Origin of the sequence: Faecalibacterium sp. BIOML-A1 (assembly GCF_009679715.1) — a bacterium.
Taxonomy (GTDB): Bacteria; Bacillota; Clostridia; order Oscillospirales; family Ruminococcaceae; genus Faecalibacterium; species Faecalibacterium taiwanense.
Genome location: NZ_WKZJ01000001.1, coordinates 192,364 through 215,459 on the forward strand (window position 1 = coordinate 192,364; position 23,096 = coordinate 215,459).

General features: G+C 58.8%; 19 protein-coding genes. 16 read left to right on the plus strand and 3 right to left on the minus strand.

The window, feature by feature from the left end:
- Positions 1-32: 32 nt before the first annotated feature.
- Complete coding sequence (locus GKG36_RS01045) at positions 33-2,438, minus strand: glycogen/starch/alpha-glucan phosphorylase (protein ID WP_154258649.1); 2,406 nt, start codon at positions 2,436-2,438, stop codon at positions 33-35.
- 426 nt (positions 2,439-2,864) lie between these two features.
- Here GKG36_RS01045 and GKG36_RS01050 point away from each other — a divergent pair, with 426 nt between their 5' ends.
- From GKG36_RS01050 to mgsA, 9 genes are all read left to right on the plus strand, one after another.
- Complete coding sequence (locus GKG36_RS01050) at positions 2,865-3,296, plus strand: cell division protein ZapA (RefSeq protein WP_097774784.1); 432 nt, start codon at positions 2,865-2,867, stop codon at positions 3,294-3,296.
- 25 nt (positions 3,297-3,321) lie between these two features.
- A complete protein-coding gene (locus GKG36_RS01055) occupies positions 3,322-5,397 on the plus strand; it encodes a U32 family peptidase (RefSeq protein ID WP_154258651.1) in 2,076 nt (691 codons plus the stop codon).
- Positions 5,398-5,498: 101 nt separating this feature from the next.
- Complete coding sequence (gene dut, locus GKG36_RS01060) at positions 5,499-5,945, plus strand: dUTP diphosphatase (protein ID WP_005939948.1); 447 nt, start codon at positions 5,499-5,501, stop codon at positions 5,943-5,945.
- 9 nt (positions 5,946-5,954) lie between these two features.
- The gene (locus GKG36_RS01065; protein WP_154258653.1) at positions 5,955-6,509 is read left to right on the plus strand and encodes a Maf family protein; all 555 of its coding nucleotides are present in this window, start codon (positions 5,955-5,957) and stop codon (positions 6,507-6,509) included.
- A 160-nt stretch (positions 6,510-6,669) separates the two neighbouring features.
- The gene (locus tag GKG36_RS01070) at positions 6,670-7,692 is read left to right on the plus strand and encodes a rod shape-determining protein (RefSeq protein WP_005939954.1); all 1,023 of its coding nucleotides are present in this window, start codon (positions 6,670-6,672) and stop codon (positions 7,690-7,692) included.
- Between the two features lie 149 nt (positions 7,693-7,841).
- Complete coding sequence (gene mreC / locus GKG36_RS01075) at positions 7,842-8,672, plus strand: rod shape-determining protein MreC (protein ID WP_101956484.1); 831 nt, start codon at positions 7,842-7,844, stop codon at positions 8,670-8,672.
- A 14-nt stretch (positions 8,673-8,686) separates the two neighbouring features.
- Positions 8,687-9,220, plus strand: coding sequence for a rod shape-determining protein MreD (gene mreD, locus GKG36_RS01080; RefSeq protein ID WP_044953428.1), 534 nt, complete (start codon positions 8,687-8,689; stop codon positions 9,218-9,220).
- Between the two features lie 19 nt (positions 9,221-9,239).
- Positions 9,240-11,543: a penicillin-binding transpeptidase domain-containing protein gene (locus GKG36_RS01085; protein ID WP_154258655.1), complete on the plus strand. Its 2,304-nt coding sequence runs from the start codon at positions 9,240-9,242 to the stop codon at positions 11,541-11,543.
- A gap of 193 nt (positions 11,544-11,736) precedes the next feature.
- Positions 11,737-12,141, plus strand: a complete 405-nt coding sequence (gene mgsA / locus GKG36_RS01090) for a methylglyoxal synthase (protein WP_005939970.1) — start codon at positions 11,737-11,739, stop codon at positions 12,139-12,141.
- A 318-nt stretch (positions 12,142-12,459) separates the two neighbouring features.
- Here mgsA and GKG36_RS01095 read toward each other — a convergent pair whose 3' ends face one another.
- Both GKG36_RS01095 and rnhA read right to left on the minus strand, forming a co-directional pair.
- The gene (locus GKG36_RS01095; RefSeq protein WP_154258657.1) at positions 12,460-12,990 is read right to left on the minus strand and encodes a hypothetical protein; all 531 of its coding nucleotides are present in this window, start codon (positions 12,988-12,990) and stop codon (positions 12,460-12,462) included.
- Positions 12,987-13,451, minus strand: a complete 465-nt coding sequence (rnhA, locus tag GKG36_RS01100) for a ribonuclease HI (protein WP_005939979.1) — start codon at positions 13,449-13,451, stop codon at positions 12,987-12,989. The genes GKG36_RS01095 and rnhA overlap by 4 nt, the downstream gene beginning before the upstream one ends.
- Before the next feature lie 399 nt (positions 13,452-13,850).
- Here rnhA and GKG36_RS01105 point away from each other — a divergent pair, with 399 nt between their 5' ends.
- The 7 genes from GKG36_RS01105 to hpt all read left to right on the plus strand — a co-directional run bounded on the left by GKG36_RS01105 (position 13,851) and on the right by hpt (position 23,065).
- A complete protein-coding gene (locus GKG36_RS01105; protein ID WP_154258659.1) occupies positions 13,851-15,677 on the plus strand; it encodes a ribonuclease J in 1,827 nt (608 codons plus the stop codon).
- Positions 15,678-15,723: 46 nt separating this feature from the next.
- Positions 15,724-17,703, plus strand: coding sequence for a DHH family phosphoesterase (locus GKG36_RS01110; RefSeq protein ID WP_243138989.1), 1,980 nt, complete (start codon positions 15,724-15,726; stop codon positions 17,701-17,703).
- 23 nt (positions 17,704-17,726) lie between these two features.
- Positions 17,727-18,830, plus strand: coding sequence for a UDP-galactopyranose mutase (gene glf, locus GKG36_RS01115; protein WP_120079471.1), 1,104 nt, complete (start codon positions 17,727-17,729; stop codon positions 18,828-18,830).
- 296 nt (positions 18,831-19,126) lie between these two features.
- Positions 19,127-19,582: a 50S ribosomal protein L9 gene (rplI, locus tag GKG36_RS01120; RefSeq protein ID WP_154258661.1), complete on the plus strand. Its 456-nt coding sequence runs from the start codon at positions 19,127-19,129 to the stop codon at positions 19,580-19,582.
- Positions 19,583-19,662: 80 nt separating this feature from the next.
- Positions 19,663-21,063 (plus strand): replicative DNA helicase, encoded by a 1,401-nt coding sequence (gene dnaB, locus GKG36_RS01125; RefSeq protein WP_005939997.1) that lies wholly within the window; start codon positions 19,663-19,665, stop codon positions 21,061-21,063.
- Positions 21,063-22,520, plus strand: a complete 1,458-nt coding sequence (gene tilS, locus GKG36_RS01130) for a tRNA lysidine(34) synthetase TilS (protein ID WP_154258663.1) — start codon at positions 21,063-21,065, stop codon at positions 22,518-22,520. Before dnaB ends, tilS begins: the two co-directional genes overlap by 1 nt.
- Complete coding sequence (gene hpt, locus GKG36_RS01135; RefSeq protein ID WP_005940003.1) at positions 22,517-23,065, plus strand: hypoxanthine phosphoribosyltransferase; 549 nt, start codon at positions 22,517-22,519, stop codon at positions 23,063-23,065. Before tilS ends, hpt begins: the two co-directional genes overlap by 4 nt.
- The last annotated feature ends 31 nt before the right edge of the window (positions 23,066-23,096 follow it).

A 23,096-nucleotide genomic window follows, 5' to 3' on the forward strand; every position in this document is an offset into this window, starting at 1 on the left:
CCGCCGGGGCAGATGGATTTTTTAAGGGAAAATTACTTGCCCATGGGCACCGGGGAAGCGTACCAGATGTCGCGTGCGTAGTCCAGCACGGCGCGGTCGGCGCTGAAGATGCCGCTGTTGGCGGTGTTCTTCAGGCTCATCTGTGCCCACTTCTCACGGTCGCCATACAGCTTCTGCAGGTCGGCCTGTGCACGGCGGTAATCCTTGAAGTCGGCCATGACCATGTACGGGTCGCTGGTGCGCAGGTTCTCGGTCACCTCGTGGAAGTTCTCACCGTTCCAGCCACGCTCCAGGAAGTTCAGGGTGTAGTTGGCCACGTCGTCGCCCATGATGAAAGAGTTGGGATGATAGCCCACCTGCTTGAGGCTGTTCACCTCGGGGGTCAGCATACCGAAGATCAGCTCGTTCTCCTTGCCGGCAGCGTCTGCGATCTCCACGTTTGCGCCGTCCAGAGTGCCCAGAGTGATAGCGCCGTTCAGCATGAACTTCATGTTGCCGGTACCGGAAGCCTCGGTGCCTGCCAGAGAGATCTGCTCAGAGACCTCGGCAGCGGGCATCAGGTGTTCGCTCAGAGAGACGCAGTACTCTTCCAGATAGACCACGCGCAGCTTGTCGCGCACAGCGGGGTCGTTGTTAATGAGGTCGCCCAGCTTGCAGATCATGCGGATCATCTGCTTTGCCATGTAGTAGCCGGGAGCAGCCTTTGCACCGAAGATATAGGTCTTGGGGATGAAGTCGGCGTTGGGATTCTCCTTCAGGTACAGGTACTGGGCAGCAATGTTCAGCGCGTTCAGGTGCTGGCGCTTATACTCGTGCATACGCTTGACCTGACAGTCAAAAATGGAGTTCGGGTCGATGACCTGACCGGTGCTCTTTGCCAGATAGTTGGCAAAGCTGGTCTTGTTCGTCAGCTTGATCTCGTTCAGGCGCTTGAGAACGGTCTTGTCGTTCTCGAACTTGTTCAGCTTGGACAGATCGGAAGCATCATGCTTGTAGCCGTCGCCGATGGTCTCGTCCAGCAGCTTGCACAGGCCGGGGTTAGAGGCCAGCAGCCAGCGGCGGTAAGCGATGCCGTTGGTCACGTTCTTGAAGGCCTGCGGCTTGAACAGGTAGTAATCGTGGAAGACGCTGTCCTTGATGATCTCACTGTGCAGCTTGGACACGCCGTTGATGCTGTTGGCGGTGTAGGCGCAGATGTTTGCCATGCGCACCTGATTGTCGCCGATCAGTGCCATATAGTCGATCTTGCCCTTGTCGCCGGGGAAGACCTTCTCCAGCTCTGCGCGGGCGCGGCGGTCCATCTCCACCACGATCTGGTAGATGCGGGGCAGGGTCATCTTGAAGATGTCCACGTTCCACTTTTCCAGAGCCTCAGCCATGACGGTGTGGTTGGTGTAGGAGAAGACCTTCTGGCAGATGTTGAAGGCTTTGTCCCAGCCAAAGCCGCACTCATCCAGCAGAATGCGCATCATCTCGGGGATGGCCAGAGTGGGGTGGGTGTCGTTCAGCTGGATGGCCACCTTGTCGGGCAGATTCTCGAGGGTCGCATAGCTGGACAGGTGGTTCTGGACGATATCGCCGATGGATGCGGCAGACAGGAAGTACTGCTGGCGCAGGCGCAGGATCTTGCCCTCAACATGGTTATCGTTGGGGTACAGCACCTTGGAGATCAGCTCTGCATTGGCGTTCTTGCTCATTGCAGTGTTGTAGTTGCCCAGAGAGAAGCTGGACATATCAAAGTCCGGGGCCTTTGCCTGCCACAGGCGCAGCTTTGCAACGCCCTTGCCGTCGTAGCCCTGCACATACATATCAGAGGGAACAGCCATGACGCTGTTGTAGTTGGTGTGCTGGATATAGTGGAAGCCGTTGTCCCAGTTCTCGTGGATCTCGCCGTCAAAGCGCACTTCCACAGCCTGATCGGGGTGGCTCTTCAGCCAGACCTGACCGCCGGGCAGCCAGTTGTCGGCACGCTCCTGCTGCCAGCCGTCCACGATCTTCTGCTTGAAGATGCCGTACTCGTACAGGATGGAGTAACCGGTGCCGCAGATGCCGGTGGTGGCCATGCCGTCCAGATAGCAGGCAGCCAGACGGCCCAGACCGCCGTTGCCCAGACCTGCATCCGGCTCTTCCTCAAAGATGCTGTCAATGCTGATATCAGCGTCGGACAGGGCCTTTTTTGCCACCTCGTCCAGACCCAGGTTCAGCAGGCTGGTCTTCAGGCTGCGGCCCATCAGGAACTCCATGCACAGGTAATACACCTGCTTGGTGCCGGTGCCAATGGCCTTGGACTGGAACTTCTTGTGGTTCTCACTCATCATCTGGCGGCAGATCAGAGCCAGAGAGCGGTAGATCTGCTGGTTGGAAGCAACGCTCAGCTCCACGCCGTACTCGCTGGTGAGCTTGTCCTGAAGAAGTTTACCGAATTCTTTCGATGTCATAAAGGTACTCCTATCCGCATAAGTTTTCAGCTTTGCTAAAATAATTGAAATAATTGGCGCCTGCAGGCACTTTCCCTCACTTGCTCTGCCGCCAACATGACAAAGATATTATAATATGGCAGAATGACAAATGCAAGGAATCAGGGGATTTTTTCCGTAACTGACATTTTTTTATTGAACTTTCTGATAAATATGCCAAAATTTCAAAAAATACACTTTTTCTTGATGCTTATTTATATTATAATAGGGAGAGAAAGCTGTGTTCCGAAACATTTTCGGGGACAAACTCCGGGAGAAATGTGCCGGGTAACTCGCCCGGCGGGTGACAAGACACCAAAACGGTACCGGGAACGGTGCCGCTTCCTGGCAAAAATCAGAAGATCACTGCCCGCTGCGGGCAGAAAAGGATAAAAAGGGGAAACAGATATGGTCAACAAGGTACGGGTGAACATTGCAGGTACGCCGTATGCCATTGCTACGACGGATCCGGAAAAATATATTTTGTCGCTGGCGAAAAAGCTGGATGAAGACATCACCAAGCTTTTGGACGATAATGCGAATCTTTCGGTGACGAAGGCGGCGGTGTTCTGCGCCATGGATTATCTGGACGAATACCGCAAGAGCACCGGCAGTGCTGAGAATATGCGCAGCCAGATCCAGGATTACATTGCGGATGCTACCCGCGCAAAGCTGGCGGAAGATAAGGTCAAAGCAGAGAATGAGGTGCTGCGGCGGGAAGCTGCCGCCCTGCGCGAACAGCTGGAAAAAATGCGCAATAAGGAAGCCCGGCGCGAGGAGCGCGCCCAGCAGGCGGCACAGCAGTCTGCTGCTGAGGGCGAAGCGGACAAGGCGGAATAAGCCGTTTACAGGATAAAGGAGAAGTATGTCAAAGATCGAGATCCTTGCCCCGGTGGGCAACGAAGAAATGCTGCGTGCCGCTGTGTTCAGCGGTGCCGACGCAGTGTATCTGGGTTTTTCGGGTTTCAATGCCCGCACCAGTGCCAACAATTTTAACGCGGATACGCTGAAAGATGCGGTCACCTTCTGCCATGCGCGGGGCGTGGCTGTGCATGTGGCGCTGAACACCACCGTCTATGGCGGCGAGCTGCCCGCGCTGGAACAGGCCATCCGTGCCGTTGCAGCCAGCGGTGCCGATGCGGTCATCTGTCAGGATCTGGCAGTGGCAACGCTGATCGGTAAAATTGCACCGCAGCTGCCGCGCCACGGCTCCACCCAGATGAGCGTGCACAGCCTGCAGGGTGCACTGGAGCTCAAGGAGCTGGGCTTCACCCGCGTGGTGCTGGCCCGTGAGCTGAGCATGCCCGAGGTGGAGCATATCACAAAGCACTGCGGCATCGAGACCGAGTGCTTCGTGCACGGCGCGCTGTGCATGTGCGTCAGCGGCCAGTGCTATATGTCGGTCTTTCTGGGCGGACGCAGCGGCAACCGCGGTTCCTGTGCCGGCCCGTGCCGCCTGCCGTTTGAGGCAAATGCCCTGCCGGAGGGCAAGCCGGGCCGCCTGCACCACCTGTCCTTAAAGGATAATTCGGTCATTGATAAGCTGGACAAGCTGCAGGCGCTTGGCGTGGCATCGGCAAAAATCGAGGGCCGTCTGCGCACGCCGGAGTATGTGGCGGCGGCAGTCAGCGCCTGTCTTGCAGGCCGCGAGGGCCGCGCCTACGACCGCGACCTGTTGAAGAATGCTTTCAGCCGTTCCGGCTTCACCTCCGGCTATCTGGATGGAAAGATCGACGGCACCATGTTCGGCGTGCGCAGCGAAGCAGATGCAGAACAGACCAAAAAGACCCTGCCCATGCTGCGGGAGCTTTACCGCCGTGAGCGCAGCCGCGTGCCGGTAAAGATGAAGCTGGAAATTGAAGAGGGTGGCGAAAAGCTCACTGTCACCGATGCAGACGGCAGCAAGGCCTTTGCCTATGGGGATGCAGAGCCGCAGCCTGCCCGTACTGATCCCACCGAAAGCCTGCACCGCAGCCTTGCCAAGACCGGCGGCACGCCTTTTGCGGTGGAAGATCAGGATATTACCGTGGAAATGGACGGCGGACCGTGGTTTATCCCGGGCGGTGCGGTGAACGAGCTGCGCCGGGAAGCGCTGGATGCCCTGCTCAAAAAGCGGGAAGTGCTGCGCCCATGGCCCACCACGGACGAGCATGTGCCCGCCCTGCCGCTGCGCACCCTGCCGTCCCGCCGCACCCTGCGTGCCCGGTTCGAGAACTGGGAGCAGGTGCCGGAGCGGGCGCTTGACGGCATCGAGTATCTCATCCTGCCCATTGCGCAGGCCGACCGCGTGCCCCGGGAATGGCGGGCAAAGACCCTTTTGGAACTGCCCCGGGTCATGTTTGGCAAGCTGGAAGAGGATACCGCCCGCCGCATCGCGGCCACGCAGGACGCCGGTTTTGCAGGCTATGAGGTGAGCAATATCGCCCACCTGCGCCTGTGCCGGGGCCTGCCCATGAGCGGAAGCTTTGGCCTGAACATTACGAACCAGCTGGCCGCGCAGTTCTACGCGGACAACGGCCTTGGCTCCATGCTCATCCTGCCCGAGGTGAAGGACAGCGACATCAGCACCATTGCGCCCACCCATAACGGCAGGCCGGTGCCCACCGGCGTGCTGGTGTACGGCCATATGCCGCTGATGATCACCCGTGCCTGCCCGCTGCAGAACATCCACGACTGCGCCCACTGCGATAAGACCGGCGTGCTGACCGACCGCAAGGCCAAGAAGTTCCCAGTGCGGTGCGGCCTTGGTGTGCGCACCATCTATAACCCTGTACCTATTTATATGGGGGATAAGCCGGGCGCTTTGACGGTGGACTACGGTGTGGCTTACTTCACACTGGAAAGCCGGGAGGAAGCGGCCAAAATTCTGGAGATGATCCGCACCCATGCACCCTTTGAAGGTGATTTTACCCGTGGGTTGTATTTTAAAGGTACGAACTGAAACTCCTTCCGTCATTGCTGACGCAATGCCGCCTCCCTGAGGGAGCTGTCGAGCGTATGCGAGACTGAAGGAGCTGCTATAAAATCAAAACGAGGTATACTATGGAACCCATTACAGTAAAATATAAGGTATTGGACACCCGTGCCAAGGTGCCCTCTTACGCAACCCCCGGCTCTGCTGCAGCCGACCTGTGCGCCGTACTGGACGCGCCGCTCACCCTTGCCCCCATGGAGCGGGCACTGGTGCCCACCGGCCTTGCCATCGAGCTGCCCGGCCCCCACAGCGTGGCACTGGTGTACGCACGCAGCGGCCTTTCCATCAAGCACGGCCTGTGCATGGCCAACGGCGTGGGTGTGGTGGACAGCGATTACCGCGGCGAGTTGAAGGTGCCCATGGTCAATCTGGGCAGGGAAGCCTACACCATTCAGCCCGGTGAGCGTGTGGCCCAGCTGTGCATCGCACCGGTGTACACCGCTGCCTTTGTGCCTGCCGAAGAGCTGGGCGATACCCAGCGCGGCGAGGGCGGCTTTGGCTCTACCGGAAAGTGAGATGGAATCATGAACCTGATCTTAGCTTCCGGCAGCCCGCGCAGGCGGGAGCTGCTCTCCTTATATACCACCAATTTCACCGTCTGCGTCAGTGACTTTGACGAAAGTGCAGTGCAGGCCGCTACGCCTGCCCATCTGGTGGAACAGCTGGCCCGGGGCAAGTGCCTTGCTGTTTCGGCCCAGCATCCGGGCGCTGTGGTCATCGGCTGTGATACGGTGGTGGATGTGAACGGCGAGGTGTTCGGCAAGCCCCACAGCAAAGAGGACGCAAAGCGGATGCTGCGCGCCCTTTCCGGTGCCACCCACGAGGTGCACACCGGCGTGTGCATCTCGGACGGTACGCGCACTGAAAGCTTTGTGGACAGCTGCCGCGTTACCTTCTTCCCGCTGGGTGAAGAGGAAATCGACTTCTACGCTTCCACCGCCGAACCCTACGATAAAGCTGGTGCCTATGCCATTCAGGGGCGGGCGGCCCTCTGGCTGGACCGTATTGAGGGCGACTACTACACCATCATGGGTCTGCCGGTGAGCCGCACCGTACAGCTGCTGGCACATTTTGTGTGATAAAACTGGAAAAAACGAAGAAAACTTGCGCAAACGCTTGAGAAATCATTGCCTTGCGGCTATAATAGAACCGTGCTATTCTGCGCAAAGGCGGCACAAAAGGGCTGCCGGATGTTCTGGCGCTATAGATAAAATGGGAAGCATAAGGAGAATTTTTACAATGGGCCTGTTTTCTAAAGATGTAGGTATCGATCTGGGTACCGCAAATACTCTGGTATATATGAAGGGCAAGGGCATCATCATGCGGGAGCCTTCGGTCGTGGCTGTGGATACCAAGACCGACGAGGTACGCTGTGTGGGTGCCGAGGCAAAGGCTGTCATTGGCCGTACCCCCGGCAGCATCGTGGCTGTGCGTCCGCTGAAGGATGGCGTGATCGCTGACTTTGACATCACCACCAACATGCTGGAAAATTTCCTCAAGAAGGCATGCGGCAACAGCATGTTCTCCCGCCCCCGCGTGGTCATCTGCATCCCGTCCGGCGTTACCGAGGTGGAGCGCCGCGCTGTGCGCGAGGCTACCCTGAAGGCCGGTGCCCGTCAGGTGTCCGTCATTGAGGAACCCATGGCAGCAGCCATCGGTGCGGGCCTGCCCATCAGCGAGCCTACCGGCAGCATGATCGTGGATATCGGCGGCGGCACGGCTGAGATCGCTGTGATCTCTCTGGGCGGCATCGTGGCCTCCCGCAGCGTGCGCATGGCAGGTGATATGTTCGATCAGGCCATCATCGCCTTCATCAAGCGCAAGTACAACCTGCTGATCGGTGAGCGCACCGCAGAGCAAATCAAGATCGAGATCGGCTCCGCCTATGCGCTGGACCCCGAAATGACCATGGAGATCAAGGGCCGTAACCTCGTGGACGGCCTGCCCAAGAACATCGTCGTCCACTCTGAGGATGTGCGCGAAGCTCTGCTGGAATGCCTGGTCAAGATCACCAGCGCCATCAAGGAAACGCTGGAGCGCACCCCGCCGGAGCTGAGTGCGGATATCATCGACCGCGGCATCACCCTGACCGGCGGCGGCGCACTGCTGCGCGGTCTGGATCAGCTGATCCAAAGCGAGACCGGCATCGACGTACACATTGCGGAAGACCCGCTGGACTGCGTGGCCAAGGGTGCCGGTGCGGTGCTGGATCATGTGGATGTCCTGCATGACGTGCTGGACACCGACGGCGGCCACATGTAACACGGGCAAGGCCCACACTTGCGGAAAAAGGCTCTTTTGCGCAGCGTCTGCGCTGATTTCCGCTGCAAACAATGTCTCTTGCGCGGATGGCAGGGCTGTCCGCGCTTTTCTTATGGCATGGCATCCACCCGAAACAGGAGGGTACTCCCTTGAAGGACTTTTTTGACACATGGAAATTTAAGATACTGGTAGCCGTGGCGGTGTTTCTGGTGGGCATCATGGCCTATGCCGGTGCCAACGGACGGCTGACTGCTGCCCCGCAGGAACTGCTGGGCGTGGTGCTGATGCCGCTCCAGAAGGTCACATCGGCACTGAGCGGCGGCATTGGCTCGGTGTGGGAAAAATACACCAGCATCGATGAGGTCATGGAACAGAACGAACAGCTGGAAGCGGAGAATGCTGAGCTGCGCCAGCAGATCGTGGACTATGACCGCATCAAGGCGGAGAACGAAGCCTACAAGGCACTGGCCCGCATTCAGGATTCCAACACCGAAGCAAGCTATATTTCTGCCTTTGTGATCGGCCGCGACCCGCTGGATGAGTTCGGAGGCTTTACGCTGGACTGCGGCACGGTGAACGGCGCAGCCGTGAACGATGCCGTGATCAGCGATAAGGGCTATCTGATCGGCATGGTGGTGGAAGCCGACACCACCAGCTGCAAGGTGATGACCATTCTGCACCCCAGCTTCAGCGCTGCGGGCGTGGTATCCCGCACGCGGGAAAACGGCATTATCAATGGCAGCACCGATTATGCCGGTGACGGCCTGTGCGTGCTGACCAATCTGGAACGCGCCACTGAGACGAAGATGGGCGATCAGGTGATCACCACCGGTCTTGGCGGAGTGTTCCCGCCGGATCTGCTGGTGGGAACCGTGCAGAAGGTGGAGCCGGAAGTCAGCGGCAAATCTTCCATTGCAGTGGTGCGCCCGGGTGCAGACCCGCGCACGGTCAAGCACGTATTCGTTATTACCGACTATTAAGGGGGCGCATTTGTATGGAATCACGCCGCATGCGCAGCCGCAGCCAGATCCTGAAATGGGTCTGCTACGCAGTGGCACTGTTTGTGTGCGCGGCACTGCAGACGACCCCCGGCCTGCTCCAGCTGGGGCAGGCAAAGCCGCTGTTCATTCTGCCGCTGTGTCTGGCTGTGGCCGTGTATGAAGGCGAGTTTGCAGGTGCGCTGTTTGGTGCCGTGAGCGGCCTTTTGTGGGACTACACCGCCGGGCGCACCGTGGGTATGCTGGCGCTGGAACTGCTGTTGCTCTGCTTTGCGCTTTCGGTGCTGGTTCAGGTGTATCTGCAGGGCAGCACATGGAACTTTGCGCTCATCAGCACCGGCACGGCCCTTGTGGTGCTCTCGCTGGACTGGCTGTTCTTCTACTACATGCCCGGCTACAGCTGGGCGCTGAGCCGCTGGCTGACCTTTGTGCTGCCTTCGGCCATGATGACGCTGGTGCCGTCGCTGATGCTGTTCAGTCTGGTGCGGCACATTTACAGCGCATTCAAAATCGACAACGGCGTAGTCTGAACCGCCGGAGGAAACGCGGATGAACCAAAACGAACGAAAAACCGTTGCGCGCCGGATGATCCTGCTCATTGCAGTGGCATGTGTTATCATGGGCCTGTACGTGATGCGGCTGATCTTTCTGCAGCTGGTCAACGGCGACGACTTCAAGGCCAAGGCCACCAACACCACCGACTATAACTTTACGGTCACGGCGGCCCGCGGCGATATCGTGGACAGCGCCGGGCGGCGCATTGCCACCACAACCACCAGCTACAATGTGGTCCTCAACAAACTGCTGATGGGCGACCGGGATCTGGACACCATGCTGCAGCAGATCGTGGAGCTGCTGCGTGCGAATGGCGAGAGCTGGAATGATACGCTGCTGATCGGTCAGGCGGACGCAGCAGGCAATTACGCCTTTACGGACGATGACACGTCCACCAGCGACCAGAAGCAGCTGGCAGACATGAAGGAAACGCTTGGTCTGCAGCAGTACGCCACCGCCAACGATGTAATGGAAATGCTGGTGGAAAAGAACGATCTGCAGGATTTTTCGCCGGAATGGCAGCGTGTGCTGGCCGGCATCCACTACGAGATGGACCGGCAGGCGTTCTCCAATGTGAACAATTTTGTCATGGCGGAGAACGTGAGCACCCTCGCGGTGGCCACCATCAAGGAGCACAGCCTGCAGCTGCCAGGTGTGGAGATCGTGGAAACCAGCGCCCGCAGCTACGACCAGAGCGATATCGTCCCGGCGGTGCTGGGCCGTGTGGGCAAGATCACGGCGGAAAAGTGGAAGGTGACCGATTCCAACGGTCAGGTGACCTATCCGCTGCGGGAAAAAGGCTATAACATGAACGATGTTCTGGGCATTTCCGGCCTGGAATCCGTTTATGAGGACGAGCTGCGCGGCAAGGACGGCGTGGAGACCATCACCCGCAATTCGGACGGCGTGATCGTGGATACAAAGCTCACCACTGTGCCGGAGCCGGGCCATACCGTGCAGCTGACCATTGACAGCAACTTCCAGCGTGCCGTGGACAAGGCACTGGCGGAAAACATTGATATGATCAACCGCGTGTACAATACCGGCACCATGAAAGCTGCCGCCGGTGCGGTGGTGGTGCTGGACGTGAAGGACGGCAGTGTGCTGGCTGCTTCCAACTATCCCAGCTATGACCAGAACCTGTATGCCGCCAACTATAGCGAGTACAGTTCCGACCCGAGCCTGCCGCTGTTCAACCGCGCATTGCAGGGCCTGTATACGCCGGGTTCTACCTTCAAGCCCGCCGTAGCGGTGGCTGCACTGGATAGCGGCCTCATCAACCAGTATTCTACCGTTTACTGCAACGGCGTGTACAACTACTTCAAGGATTACCACCCCCGCTGTACCCGCCATGGCCACAGCGGCAACATCGATGTGGTAACGGCCATCAAGTGGAGCTGCAACATCTTCTTCTATGATGTTGGCCGCCGCCTGACCAGCGATGTGTACGATGCCTATGCCTACAAGCTGGGTCTTGGCCAGCGCACCGGTGTGGAGGTGAGCGAGGCCGTGGGCCGTCTGACCACCAAGAGCGACTCCAACTATACGGCATCGCTGGATGTGCAGGCCGCCATCGGTCAGGGCAACACGGTGGTCTCGCCCATCCAGCTGGCTACCTACGCGGCAACGCTGGCCAACAACGGCACCCGTTACCGCACCCATTTCGTCAAGGCCATTCTGGACACCAACACCGGCGAGGTGCTCAGCGAGACCAAGCCCGAGGTCATGGATGTGATCGAAGGCACCGGCAACACCTTTGAGCTGGTGCGGCAGGGCATGAAGCAGGTGCCCAGCACCATCAGCGGCAAAATTTCCAGCTATCCGGTGCCGATCGCCTGCAAGACCGGTACACCTCAGCGCAGCGAGACCTATGCGCCCGGTAAGCACTATCTGAACGCCATGATGGTGGCTTACCTCCCGGCGGATGATCCGCAGATCGCCATTGGCATTAGCATTGAGTACGGAGGCTATGGTGCCCGTACCGGTGATCTGGTGGTGGACATTGCAAATGCCTATTTTGCCCTGAAGGATGGCAGCCTTGCCCAGCAGGCCGAAGCGGAAAAAGAAGCCGAGCAGGCCCAGCAGGAAGATCAGGCACAGACCACTGACCCAGCACAGGCCGCTGCAGGCCAGACCACCGGCAATGCCGCAGCCCAGCCTGCACAGATGACACCCGCCGCAGACACCGCTGCGCCGGAAACGGCAGCAGAAGGGGAAGCCCAGCCTGCCGTGCAGGACGAGCAGCAGCCCGCCGCAGACACCGAGCAGAACCCCGATGCCATTGCGCCGGAGAACTGAAAACGGGAGACAAAACCGACACGGGAAAGGGCACTGCAGCGGGGTTTTGAATGGAAACATCCCTGAAAAGAAAACAAAATTGAATGTTTTGTATAAAAACCGGTTGTAAAAGATTGGATTTTGTGATATCATTTCAACCGAAGGACTTTTTACAAGTGGGTCCGCATCGTGAAGAAAGAGGAGAGGGTAACGGATGACGATCGCACTCATTGCACATGACTCCAAAAAGGAGCTGATGGTTCAGTTTTGTACGGCTTACTGCCGTATCCTGAGCCAGCATAAATTGGTGGCCACCGGTACGACCGGTAAGTTGATCGCCGAGGCTACCGGTTTACAGGTGCAGCGCTTTCTGGCCGGTGTGCAGGGCGGCGACCAGCAGATCGCATCCCGCATCGCCTGCAATGAGATCGACCTGTTGCTGTTCTTCCGTGATCCCATCAACGCAAAGCCCAGCGAACCCAACGAAATGACACTGCTGCGCCTGTGCGATGTGCACAATATCCCCATGGCCACCAACATTGCCACTGCCGAGGTACTGATCCACGGCTTGGAGCGCGGCGATCTGGATTGGCGCGATATCGTGCATCCCCAGAACTGACAAAACGATTTGGAATGGCTCCGCGTGTGCTGCGCCATATTCAGCGGAAATTATATTGATAATGCGAAAATCGGGAGCATCTGCGGATGTTCCCGATTTTCATTTTCACGGGAATGGGGTCCGAACCGTAGAATGCATTTCTGCCGCCGTGCGGCTGTTTCCGCAGGAAGCAAAAACAGCAGATGCCGTGTGTCGCAGCGGCCTTGCCTGTAAAAAAAGAATTCCGGAGAATCCGCAGATTTTCCGGAATTCTAATATAAAAATAATGTTTCCGCTGAATATGGCCAGAGTGCAACGGAGGCCATTTGAAACGTACGGTTAAACTTTAAAATCCTCGGCCATCTCCGCCACATCTTCCGGGGCAAAATCGCCCAGCGGCAAGATCAGCCGTGCCAGCGTTTCCTGCGGCAGAGCTGCAAGAATCGTGCTGTCATCACTGCCGGTGCCTGCGGGCGGGCAGACGGTGTGCACGCCGTCTGCACCGGTCTCCACCCGGGCACGGTGAGTGGTTGCCACATATTGCATCCCAAGCTTGTCTGCAGCCGTCAGCAGGGCGGCAAACAGCGGCGTGCCGCCTTCGCCCAGAACGTCTGCGTCCTGTCCGGCCAGTGCTTCGGCGTTCAGCACGATGCACTCGATGCCAAGGGTCTCTGCTGCCTTTTTGGCGCTTTCCGCATCGGCGGTCTGTTCTGCTGCCAGCCGCACGGCAGCGCCCGCCACGGCAAAGCCCTGCTGCTGTAAAATGCGCACAGCTACGGCGCATTCTCTGCTGCCGTCCATCTGCACCAGAACCTTATCCTGACTCTCGTAGGTGTCGAACCCACTGCCGGGCAAAAATGTGTCGCTCATGTTCCCTGCCTCCCGCCATGTGCTTTGCTTTGGGCCACGGCCAGCTGGTCGCAGCGTTCGTTCTCCGGGTGGCCTGCGTGGCCCTTGACCCAGACATAGGTGATCTTGTGCCGGGCTTCCTGCTCCAGTGCCTGTGCCCAGAGATCCGGGTTCAGGGCAGGGGAGCCATCTGCTTTTTTCCAGCCCCGGCGCTGCCAGTTTTTGGCCCAGCCCTTCTGAAGCCCGTTGATGACATACTGGCTGTCGGAGCACAGCCGTACCTCGCACGGCTCCTTGAGCTGGCGCAGTGCTTCGATAAAGGCTGTCAGCTCCATGCGGTTGTTGGTGGTGCTGTCGTCGCCGCCGCTCAGCTCTTTTTCGTAAACTTTGCCGTTAAAACGGTAGCGCAGCACGGCACCCCAGCCGCCCGGGCCGGGATTGCCGCTGCATGCGCCGTCGGTGTACACTTCGACCTGCTTCATGCGGTTCTCCTTATAAAATGAGTTGCTTCTATTTAGCGCTATTTTCCGGCTTCTGTCAAGTGCGAATGTATATTCCGTGCCGGAGCTGCCAAACCTTGGAATTGACAAAAACGCCGGGAAATACTATACTTATCCTAACAAAATGCGTATAGGGGCGCACCGCAGGCGTGTGCCCGGGCGTTCCAACAGAAAAGCCACGGTCGCATCGAGCAGATGGACCTATCTGGCACAAAACCTCTTACGGAACAGGCAGCGGTTTGCAAAAAACACGCTGAGAAATAAATTCTATACGGTGCATCCAACGGAAGCCGATGCGATTTTTCAAGGTGCTTCCCATGCACAGCGCGGCTGTTCCCACAAGCGGGGACGGCCTGCGCTGTAATTATTTTGGAGGTCAGAATGGCACAGTCGAAAGAAAATACCAATAATTCCGCACGCAGCAAGGCAGCAGCTGCTGCTCAGAGCACCGGCGCACCCGCCGCGCAGACGGGCGAAAAGCGCCCCCGCACCACCCGCCGCCCTTATTATAACCGTCGGCCCCGCCGCCCGCAGCAGCCCAGAGAGGCCGCTGTGCCCATCCACATCTACCCGCTGGGTGGTCTGGGCGAAGTGGGCAAGAACATGACCGTGTACGAGTGCAACGGCGACATGATCATCGTGGACTGCGGCCTTGTGTTCCCGGACAGCGACATGTACGGCGTGGACATGGTCATCCCGGACTTCACCTTTGTGGTGCAGAACAAGGATAAGATCAAGGGCCTGCTCATCACCCACGGCCACGAAGACCACATCGGCAGCATCCCGTATCTGCTGCAGAAACTTGACCTGCCCATCTATGGCACCCGCCTGACCTGCGGCCTGATCCGCAACAAGCTGGAGGAGTTCGGTCTGGCAGGCAGGACCAAGTTCGTGGAGATCACCCCCAGACAGAAGATCAAGCTGGGCTGCTTTACCATTGAGCCCATCCATGTGAACCACTCCATCCCGGATGCGGTGGCCTTTGCCATCGACAGCCCGGCGGGCACCATCATCCAGACCGGCGACTTCAAGATCGATTACACTCCGCTGGCCTGCGGCGTCACCGACCTGTCCACGCTGGCTGAGTACGGTCAGCGCGGCGTGCTGGCCCTGCTGAGCGATTCCACCAACTCCGAGCGCCCGGGCTTTACCGCCACCGAGCAGAAGGTGGCTGCAGGCGTGCGCAATCTGTTCGCCCGTGCCCGCAACAAGCGGATCATCATTGCCACCTTTGCTTCCAACATCTACCGCGTGCAGCAGATCATCGATCTGGCTGTGGAGGATGGCCGCAAGGTGGCATTCAGCGGCCGCAGCATGGTGAACAACACCGCCATGGCGCAGGAGCTGGGCTATATGCACATCCCGGAGGGCACCCTCATCAGCGTGGATGAGCTGAACCAGTATCCTCCGGAGCAGGTAGTGCTCATTACCACCGGCAGCCAGGGCGAACCCTTGAGTGCCCTTTCCCGTATGGCATCCTGCAGTCACCGTCAGGTGCGCGTGGGCCCCGGCGACTTCATTATCATTTCGGCAAATCCCATTCCCGGCAACGAGAAGAGCGTGACCAAAATCGTCAATGGTCTGCTGCTGCTGGGGGCAGAGGTCATTTACGAGAGCATGTACGATGTGCATGTTTCCGGCCACGCCTGTCAGGAAGAACAGAAGCTCATGCTCACCCTGACGAAGCCCAAGTATTTCCTGCCGGTGCACGGCGAGTACAAGCAGCTCAAAAAGCATGCCCTCACCGCCGCAAGCCTCGGCATCCCCACCAGCAACATCCTCATTGCGGAGAATGGCTCCAACGTCATCCTCAGTCAGGATGAGATGAAGCTGGGCGAGCCGGTGACGGCCGGTGCCGTCATGGTGGACGGTCTGGGCGTGGGCGATGTGGGAAATGTAGTCCTGCGCGACCGCAAGCACCTGTCCGAGGACGGTCTGGTCATCATTGTGGCCACCGTGGACAGCAAGACCGGCAAGGTGCTGGCTGGCCCGGACCTTGTGAGCCGTGGCTTTGTGTATGTGCGCGAGAACGAGAGCCTGATGGACGGTGCACAGAGCATCGTGGAAAATGCGCTGGACCGCTGCGTGGATGAACATGTGCGCGATTGGAACAGCGTCAAGACCCGCGTGCGCGAGGCACTGAGCAGTTATATCTATCGGCGCACCAAGCGCAGCCCGATGATCCTTCCCATCCTGATGGAGGTCTGATCCGGGCACGCTGCCGCAAAGAATGCGGCGGAAGGCAGGAGATTTGATGAAACAAAAACCAAGATGGACATTGGAGATGCTCACCGCCAGTCTGGCCGTGCTGTGCGGCCTGCTGGTGCTGGTGCTGCTGATCCAGCGGCCCACGGCATGGCTGGCGCTGCTGGCACTGGTGGTGCTGTGGGGCGTTGTGGTGGTGCTGTTCCGCTGCCAGCTGCGCAAGTGGGTGGCCCGGTGGATGTGCGGCGGCAGCTTTGAAGGCTCCAAGCTGAAGTTCAGCCTGGAGCCGCTCTCTCAGCCGGCCGCGCTGCTTTCCGGTGAGACGGTGCTGTGGTACAATGCACAGTTCCGCACCCGCCTGTTGAACGGGCAGGATGCGCTGGTGAACCGCGTGCAGAAGGTGCTGCCCGGCCTTGATCTGCAGCAGTGCCGCAAGCAGGAGGGCCAGCTGCTGACCCTCGCGGACGGCATGTGGAGCGTACACAGCTCCACGGTGCCCGGTGATGCGGAGAGCATGACCCTGCTGGTGCTGAACGAGGAGACCGCCCTGCGCAAGGTGGAGGCGGAATACAAAGCCAGCCGTCCGGGCTATCTGGTGTTTCTGGTGGACGGCTACGACGATGTGTTTGGTGACATGCTGGACAGCGAGCGTGCCCGCCTGCTGGAAGGCATCAACCGCACGCTGGAGGATATGATCGGCCGGGGCAGCGGCTTTTTGCGCCGTGTGGCCAGCGGCCGCTATATCGCTGTGGTGGAAGAGCGCCAGATGGAGCAGTTCGCCAACCGGGGCTACGATGTGCTGGACAAGATCCGTGCGCTGGATCCCAGCGTGAACCTTTCGCTGTCCATCGGCATTGGCCGCGGGGCCAAGACTCTGCGGGAGGCCCAGGATATGGCCGTGCAGGCGCTGGATATGGCGCAGGGCCGCGGCGGCGATCAGGCCGCTGAAATGACACCGGACGGCTTTACGTTCTACGGCGGCGTGAGCCACGGCGTGGAAAAGCGCAGCAAGGTGCGCAGCCGCATCGTGGCCGATCAGCTGGTAAAGCTGATCAAGGAAGCCGACCATGTGGTCATCATGGGCCACCGCATGAGCGATCTGGATGCCATCGGCTCCGCTGAGGGCGTGCTGCGCATCTGCAAAATATGCGATGTCCCGGCGGTGATCGCGGTGCGGCGTGACGCTACCCTTGCAGGCAGCCTGATCGATGCATTGTGCCGTGCAGGCCAGAAGGACGACTTTATCGACCCGAAGGACGCACTGCCCATCATCTCCAAGCGCACCTTGTGCATCGTGGTGGATACATATCAGGTGGGCCTTGTGGAAAGCAAGGATATTCTGGAAAAATGCGGCAAGGTAGCCGTGATCGACCACCACCGCAAGGGCGTGGGCTACATCGAGAACCCGGCGCTGGTCTGCCATGAGCCGTATTCTTCCTCGGCCAGTGAGCTGGTCACAGAGCTTTTGCAGTACGTGGGCGAGCGCGACGACAAGCCCAACCGTGTGGAGGCCGAGGGCCTTTTGTCCGGCATCATGCTGGATACCCGCGATTTTACCCTGCACACCGGTGTGCGTACCTTTGAAGCTGCCGCTGCGCTGCGCCGCTATGGCGCGGAGACGGAGCGGGTGCGCCAGCTGTTCGATGTGACCATGGTGGAGTACAATGCCAAGGCAGATCTGGTGGAAAAAGCACGCATGTACAAAAATTGCGCGATCTCCGTCAGCGGCGAGGTGGCACCGGAAGCCCGCGTGGCCATTGCACAGGCGGCAAACGATCTGCTGACCATTCAGGGCGTGGATGCCAGCTTTGTGGCAGTGCAGGTGGGCACAGGCGTGAACATCTCGGCCCGCAGTCTGGGTGCCGTGAACGTGCAGGTGATCATGGAATCTTTGGGCGGCGGCGGCCACCAGACCATGGCAGCAGCACAGCTCAAGCATATCACGCCGGAAGCAGCCCGTGCCCGCATCGAAGGTGCCATCGACAAATACTATGCATCGCAGAAAAAGGGCGATGTAGAAGGAAAATAAACGGAACAGAGAGGATCACACCCATGAAACAGTACGATTACCTGATCGTTGGTGCCGGCCTTTATGGCGCGGTCTTTGCACAGGAAGCAAAAAAGGCAGGCAAGAAGTGCCTTGTGATCGATAAGCGCAGCCACATTGCAGGCAATATCTACACGGAGCCGGTGGAGGGAATCAACGTCCACCGCTACGGTGCACATATCTTCCACACCAACAACAAGGCTGTGTGGCAGTATGTGAACCAGTTTGCAGAGTTCAACCGCTACACCAACAGCCCGGTGGCAAACTACCACGGCGAGATCTACAACCTGCCCTTCAATATGAACACCTTTAATAAGATGTGGGGCGTTGTTACCCCTGCCGAAGCCAAGGCCAAGATCGAAGAGCAGAAGAAGGAAGCAGGCATCACCGACCCGCAGAATCTGGAAGAGCAGGCCATCAGCCTTGTGGGCACCGATATCTACGAAAAGCTTATCAAGGGCTACACTGGCAAGCAGTGGGGCCGCCCCTGCACCGAACTGCCGGCCTTCATTATCAAGCGTCTGCCGGTGCGCTTCACCTACGACGACAACTATTTCAACGCACTGTATCAGGGCATTCCCAATGGCGGCTACACCGCCATGGTGGAAAAGATGCTGGACGGCACCGAGGTGCGGCTGAATGTGGACTATCTGGCCGACCGCGAAAATCTGAACGCTCTGGCCGAGAAGGTGGTCTACACCGGCCCGGTGGATGCCTACTTTGGCTACAAGCTGGGTGCTCTGCAGTACCGCAGCGTCCGTTTTGAGACCGAGGTGCTGGACACCGACAACTATCAGGGCAACGCGGTGGTCAACTATACCGATGCGGAAACTCCCTACACCCGCATCATCGAGCACAAGCACTTTGAGTTCGGCACCCAGCCCAAAACGGTCATCAGCCGCGAGTACAGCGCTGAGTGGAAGAAGGGCGACGAGCCGTACTACCCCGTCAATGACGAGAAGAACGGTGCCCTGTATGCCGAGTACAAGAAGCTGGCCGATGCGGAGCCGGACGTGATCTTTGGCGGCCGTCTGGGTGAGTACAAGTATTACGACATGGACAAGGTCATTGAGGTAGCTCTGGACGTGGCCGCAAAGGAACTGAAATAAGAAAACTCCTTCCGTCATCACCTGCGTGATGCCAGCTGTTCCCCTTCTGGCACTTTGTGCCACCTCCCCCGGCCGGGGGAGTCTGTCTCAAAGAAGGAGTCTCTGGCGAAAAGGACAAGCTTTCAGTTTTGCCAAAGGCCCCATCTCAGAGGGGGCTGTCTGCGAAGCAGACTGGGGGAGTTCACCTGAGGAAAATGCTGCAATGCGTGCTTCCTCTTGCCCAAAAGCGACAAATGCGCTATACTATAAACACAACAACTGCACCGGTTTTCCGGTGAGAAGTGAGGGATAACATCATGAAAGTGATTCTCAAGCAGGATATCAAGGGCATTGGCAAGAAGGACGAGATCCACGAGGTCTCCGACGGCTACGCCCGCAACTATCTGTTCCCGCGCAAGCTGGCCGCTGTGGCAGATGCCAGCGCTGTGAACGTTGCCCGCAGCAAGGAAGCTGCTGCCGATTTCCACGAGGCTGAGACCGTAGCTGCTGCCAAGGATCTGGCCGCAAAGATCGAGGGCAAGACCGTGACCATCAAGGCCAAGGGCGGTGCATCCGGTCGTCTGCACGGCAAAGTCACCGGCAAGGAAGTTGCCGATGCGTTGGCTCAGCTGGCAGGCGCACCCATCGATAAGAAGAAGATCGAGCTGGAGACCAAGGACATCAAGGATGCCGGTGTGTTCAACGGCAAGGTCCGTCTGCACGTTGGTGTGGTCGCTTCTTTCAAGATCATGGTGGAAGTGGAACAGGTCTGATTTTTCTGCCATCTGCGCCCCCTCACAGCAGGGGGCGCTTTTTGGCTTTTCAGCGAAATGATGCAAAAGGATAAACTACCATGCCGAACGAACGACATTATTCCAATGAACTGAATCTGGAAAGCGTGGGCATCAACCTGCCCTACAACATGCAGGCAGAGCAGAGCGTGCTGGGTGCGGTGCTGCTCAAACCGGAAACGCTCACCGACTTGGTGGAGATCATCCGGCCGGAGATGTTCTACACCCGGCAGAACGCGCAGATCTACTCCGAAATGCTGCGCCTGTTCACCGCCGACCAGACCATCGACTTTGTGACGTTGCTGGACGCTGTTATCTCGGACGGTGTGTTCCCCAGTGCCGACGAAGCAAAGGTGTACCTGACCGGCCTTGCCGAGACGGTGCCCAGCATTTCCAACGTGAAGGCCTATGCCCAGATCGTGCAGGAAAAGTATCTGGTGCGCCAGCTGATGGGCGTTGCAAAGGACATCCTGCAGGATGCCGGAGATGAGCCGGATGCCGACCTGCTGCTGGAAAACGCGGAGCAGCGCATTTATGAGATCCGCTCCGGCCGCGATTCCAGCGCACTGACACCGCTTTCCTCCAGCATGGTGGAGACCCTGACCAACCTGCAGAAGATCAGCGGCCCGGATGCGGACAAATACAAGGGCATCCCCACAGGCTTCCGCCTGCTGGATACGGTGCTCACCGGCCTTGGCCGCGGCGACCTCATCATCCTTGCGGCCCGCCCCGGTATGGGCAAGACCAGCTTTGCGCTGAACATCGCCACCCGCGTGGCCATGCAGCAGAAGGTGCCGGTGGCCATTTTCAGCTTGGAAATGACCAAGGAACAGCTCACGAACCGCATCCTTTCTGCTGAGGCCGGCATCGACAGTCAGGCATTCCGCACCGGTGCCCTGCGCGCCGAGGACTGGGAATATCTGGCCCTTGCCACCGAAAAGCTGCACGATGCACCCATCTATATGGACGATACCTCCGGCATCACCATCACCGAGATGAAGGCGAAGATCCGCCGGGTGAATCAGGACCCCACCCGCCCGAATGTGGGCCTCATCGTCATCGACTATCTGCAGCTGATGACCACCGGCCAGCGCAGCGAAAACCGCGTGCAGGAGATCAGCTCCATCACCCGAAACCTCAAGATCATGGCAAAGGAAATGAATGTGCCCATCATCGCACTTTCTCAGCTGTCCCGTGCGGTGGAAAAGCAGGGCAACAATTCCAGCCACCGGCCCCAGCTTTCCGACCTGCGCGATTCTGGTTCTATCGAGCAGGATGCCGACTGCGTTCTGTTCCTGTACCGCGATTCCTACTATGCCAGCCAGAACCCGGACGGCGCTGAGGTGGATGCTGATACGGCAGAGTGCATCGTGGCGAAGAACCGTCACGGCGAGACCAGCACGGTGCCGCTGGGCTGGGATGGTGCCCACACCCGCTTTATGGATGTGGACTTTAAACGCTGATGAACAATGAAAAAATTCTGGCGCATGTGCGCATGTTTGTTCTGCGAGAAAAGCTGCTTTGTCCGGGTGAGCCGCTGCACTTGGCTGCAGCAGTGTCCGGCGGGGCGGACAGCATGGCACTGCTGCGCATCCTGCTGGCCCTGCAGCCGGAATTCGGGTTTGTGCTTTCGGCCTGCCATGTGAACCACGGCCTGCGCGGTGAGAGCGCTGACCGGGACGAAGCCTTTGTGCGGGCGGAATGCGCCCGGCTGGGTGTGCCGCTGCGGGTGTTCCATGCTGCAGAGATGGCCGACGAAGTGGGCCTGCCGTCGGAACATGCCGGGGAGGACTGGGCGCGCCGCCTGCGCTATGCCTGCTTTGCGCGTTTGTGCGGGGAGGGGATAGATGTCGTTGCAACGGCCCATACTGCAAATGATCAGGCTGAGACCCTGCTGCTGCGGCTGGCCCGGGGCACGGGGCTGCACGGTGCGGCAGGCATCCGGCCAAAGCGCGGGTGCTACCTGCGGCCATTGCTGGCTCTTACCCGGCAGGATACCGAAAGCTTCTGCCGTGCAGCCGGGCAGGCATGGGTCACAGATGAGACGAACGCGACCGATGCCTATGCCCGCAACCGGGTGCGCCGTGCGGCGCTGCCTGCGCTGCAAAGCACCAACGGCGCAGCGGCGGAAAACCTTGCCCGCTTCTGCGAGAAGGCAGCCCGCGCGGATGCCTATTTTGCCCGGAAGGCCGAAGAGCTGCTTTCTGCTGCACGTCTGGATGCGGCACAGGCTGCCATCAAAAGCCCGGAAGCCTGTACGGTGTGGCGGCTGGGCCCGCTTTCCGCTGCGGATGCGCTTATTTTGGAAGCAGCCATGCACTCGCTGACGGCTCCCGTGCGTGACGCAGAGGAAAAATATGTGCAGCTGCTGTGCGGCCTTGTGCGGCGCGGCAGCGGTGCGGTACAGCTGACTGACCGGGTGCGCTTTTGTGCCGGAGACGGATGCTTCTGGCAGGAGATTGTGCCGGAACGGTCCCGGCAGCAGGAAGACAAACGGCCGGAAAGCCAGCCCTTTCAGCCGGAAAAACAGGCAGAATACTGCCTTGCGGGCGGCTGGAAGGTGACTGCAGGGCTTTTTACGGCTGATTTTGAAGAAAAAATACAAGTCGTTCATAAAAAAGACTTAAAAAATCAGGCGGATTATGCTAGAATAACTACGTTGTATGCTGGTCTTGTCCTGCGCACTCGCCAGCCGGGAGATGTCTACCGCCCGGCGGGGCGAAGTGTACACAACCGGCTGCGCAAGTGGATGAACGAAACGGGCATCCCGGCCAGCCAGCGCGATCAGCTGCCGCTGCTGGCGGCGGGCAGCGAAGTACTGTGGGTCTGCGGTGCAGGCTTTGCCGAGGGCCTTGCCCCGGATGCAGACACTGCGCAGGTGCTGCAGATGGAAATGGAACATAGGGAGGAAATAACATGAGTATGCATGATGATATCAAGACTGTTCTGGTCAGTGAAGAAGAGTTAAAGGCAAAGGTTGCTGAGCTGGGTGCCCAGATCAGCAAGGATTACGAGGGCAAGAACCTTGTTCTGGTGTCCATCCTCAAGGGCTCGGTGGTGTTTATGGCCGACCTGATGCGTGCGGTGAGCATTCCCTGCAGCATCGATTTTATGGTGGTGTCCAGCTACGGTGGCAGCAACACTGTTACCAGCGGCCTTGTAAAGATCATCAAGGATCTGGACGGTGATCTGTCCGGCAAGGATGTGCTGATCGTGGAGGATATTCTGGATACCGGCGTCACCCTCTCGAACCTTGTGCCCATGCTCAAGATGCGCAACCCCAACTCGGTAAAGATCTGCACCATTCTGGACAAGCCCAGCCGCCGCAAGGCCGATATCCAGCCTGACTACGAGGGCTTCCAGGTGCCGGACGAGTTCGTGGTGGGCTACGGTCTGGACTACGATGAAAAGTACCGCAACCTGCCTTATGTGGGTGTGCTCAAGCCTGAAGTCTACGAGAAGTGATTTCTCACACTATAATTCATCCAAGAACTGG

Coding starts and splice junctions, on each gene's coding strand:
- GKG36_RS01045 (WP_154258649.1), bottom strand. CDS start 2,438: ATGACATCGAAAGAATTCGGTAAACTTCTTCAGGACAAGCTCACCAGC.
- GKG36_RS01050 (WP_097774784.1), top strand. CDS start 2,865: ATGGTCAACAAGGTACGGGTGAACATTGCAGGTACGCCGTATGCCATT.
- GKG36_RS01055 (WP_154258651.1), top strand. CDS start 3,322: ATGTCAAAGATCGAGATCCTTGCCCCGGTGGGCAACGAAGAAATGCTG.
- dut (WP_005939948.1), top strand. CDS start 5,499: ATGGAACCCATTACAGTAAAATATAAGGTATTGGACACCCGTGCCAAG.
- GKG36_RS01065 (WP_154258653.1), top strand. CDS start 5,955: ATGAACCTGATCTTAGCTTCCGGCAGCCCGCGCAGGCGGGAGCTGCTC.
- GKG36_RS01070 (WP_005939954.1), top strand. CDS start 6,670: ATGGGCCTGTTTTCTAAAGATGTAGGTATCGATCTGGGTACCGCAAAT.
- mreD (WP_044953428.1), top strand. CDS start 8,687: ATGGAATCACGCCGCATGCGCAGCCGCAGCCAGATCCTGAAATGGGTC.
- GKG36_RS01085 (WP_154258655.1), top strand. CDS start 9,240: ATGAACCAAAACGAACGAAAAACCGTTGCGCGCCGGATGATCCTGCTC.
- mgsA (WP_005939970.1), top strand. CDS start 11,737: ATGACGATCGCACTCATTGCACATGACTCCAAAAAGGAGCTGATGGTT.
- GKG36_RS01095 (WP_154258657.1), bottom strand. CDS start 12,990: ATGAGCGACACATTTTTGCCCGGCAGTGGGTTCGACACCTACGAGAGT.
- rnhA (WP_005939979.1), bottom strand. CDS start 13,451: ATGAAGCAGGTCGAAGTGTACACCGACGGCGCATGCAGCGGCAATCCC.
- GKG36_RS01105 (WP_154258659.1), top strand. CDS start 13,851: ATGGCACAGTCGAAAGAAAATACCAATAATTCCGCACGCAGCAAGGCA.
- GKG36_RS01110 (WP_243138989.1), top strand. CDS start 15,724: ATGAAACAAAAACCAAGATGGACATTGGAGATGCTCACCGCCAGTCTG.
- glf (WP_120079471.1), top strand. CDS start 17,727: ATGAAACAGTACGATTACCTGATCGTTGGTGCCGGCCTTTATGGCGCG.
- rplI (WP_154258661.1), top strand. CDS start 19,127: ATGAAAGTGATTCTCAAGCAGGATATCAAGGGCATTGGCAAGAAGGAC.
- dnaB (WP_005939997.1), top strand. CDS start 19,663: ATGCCGAACGAACGACATTATTCCAATGAACTGAATCTGGAAAGCGTG.
- tilS (WP_154258663.1), top strand. CDS start 21,063: ATGAACAATGAAAAAATTCTGGCGCATGTGCGCATGTTTGTTCTGCGA.
- hpt (WP_005940003.1), top strand. CDS start 22,517: ATGAGTATGCATGATGATATCAAGACTGTTCTGGTCAGTGAAGAAGAG.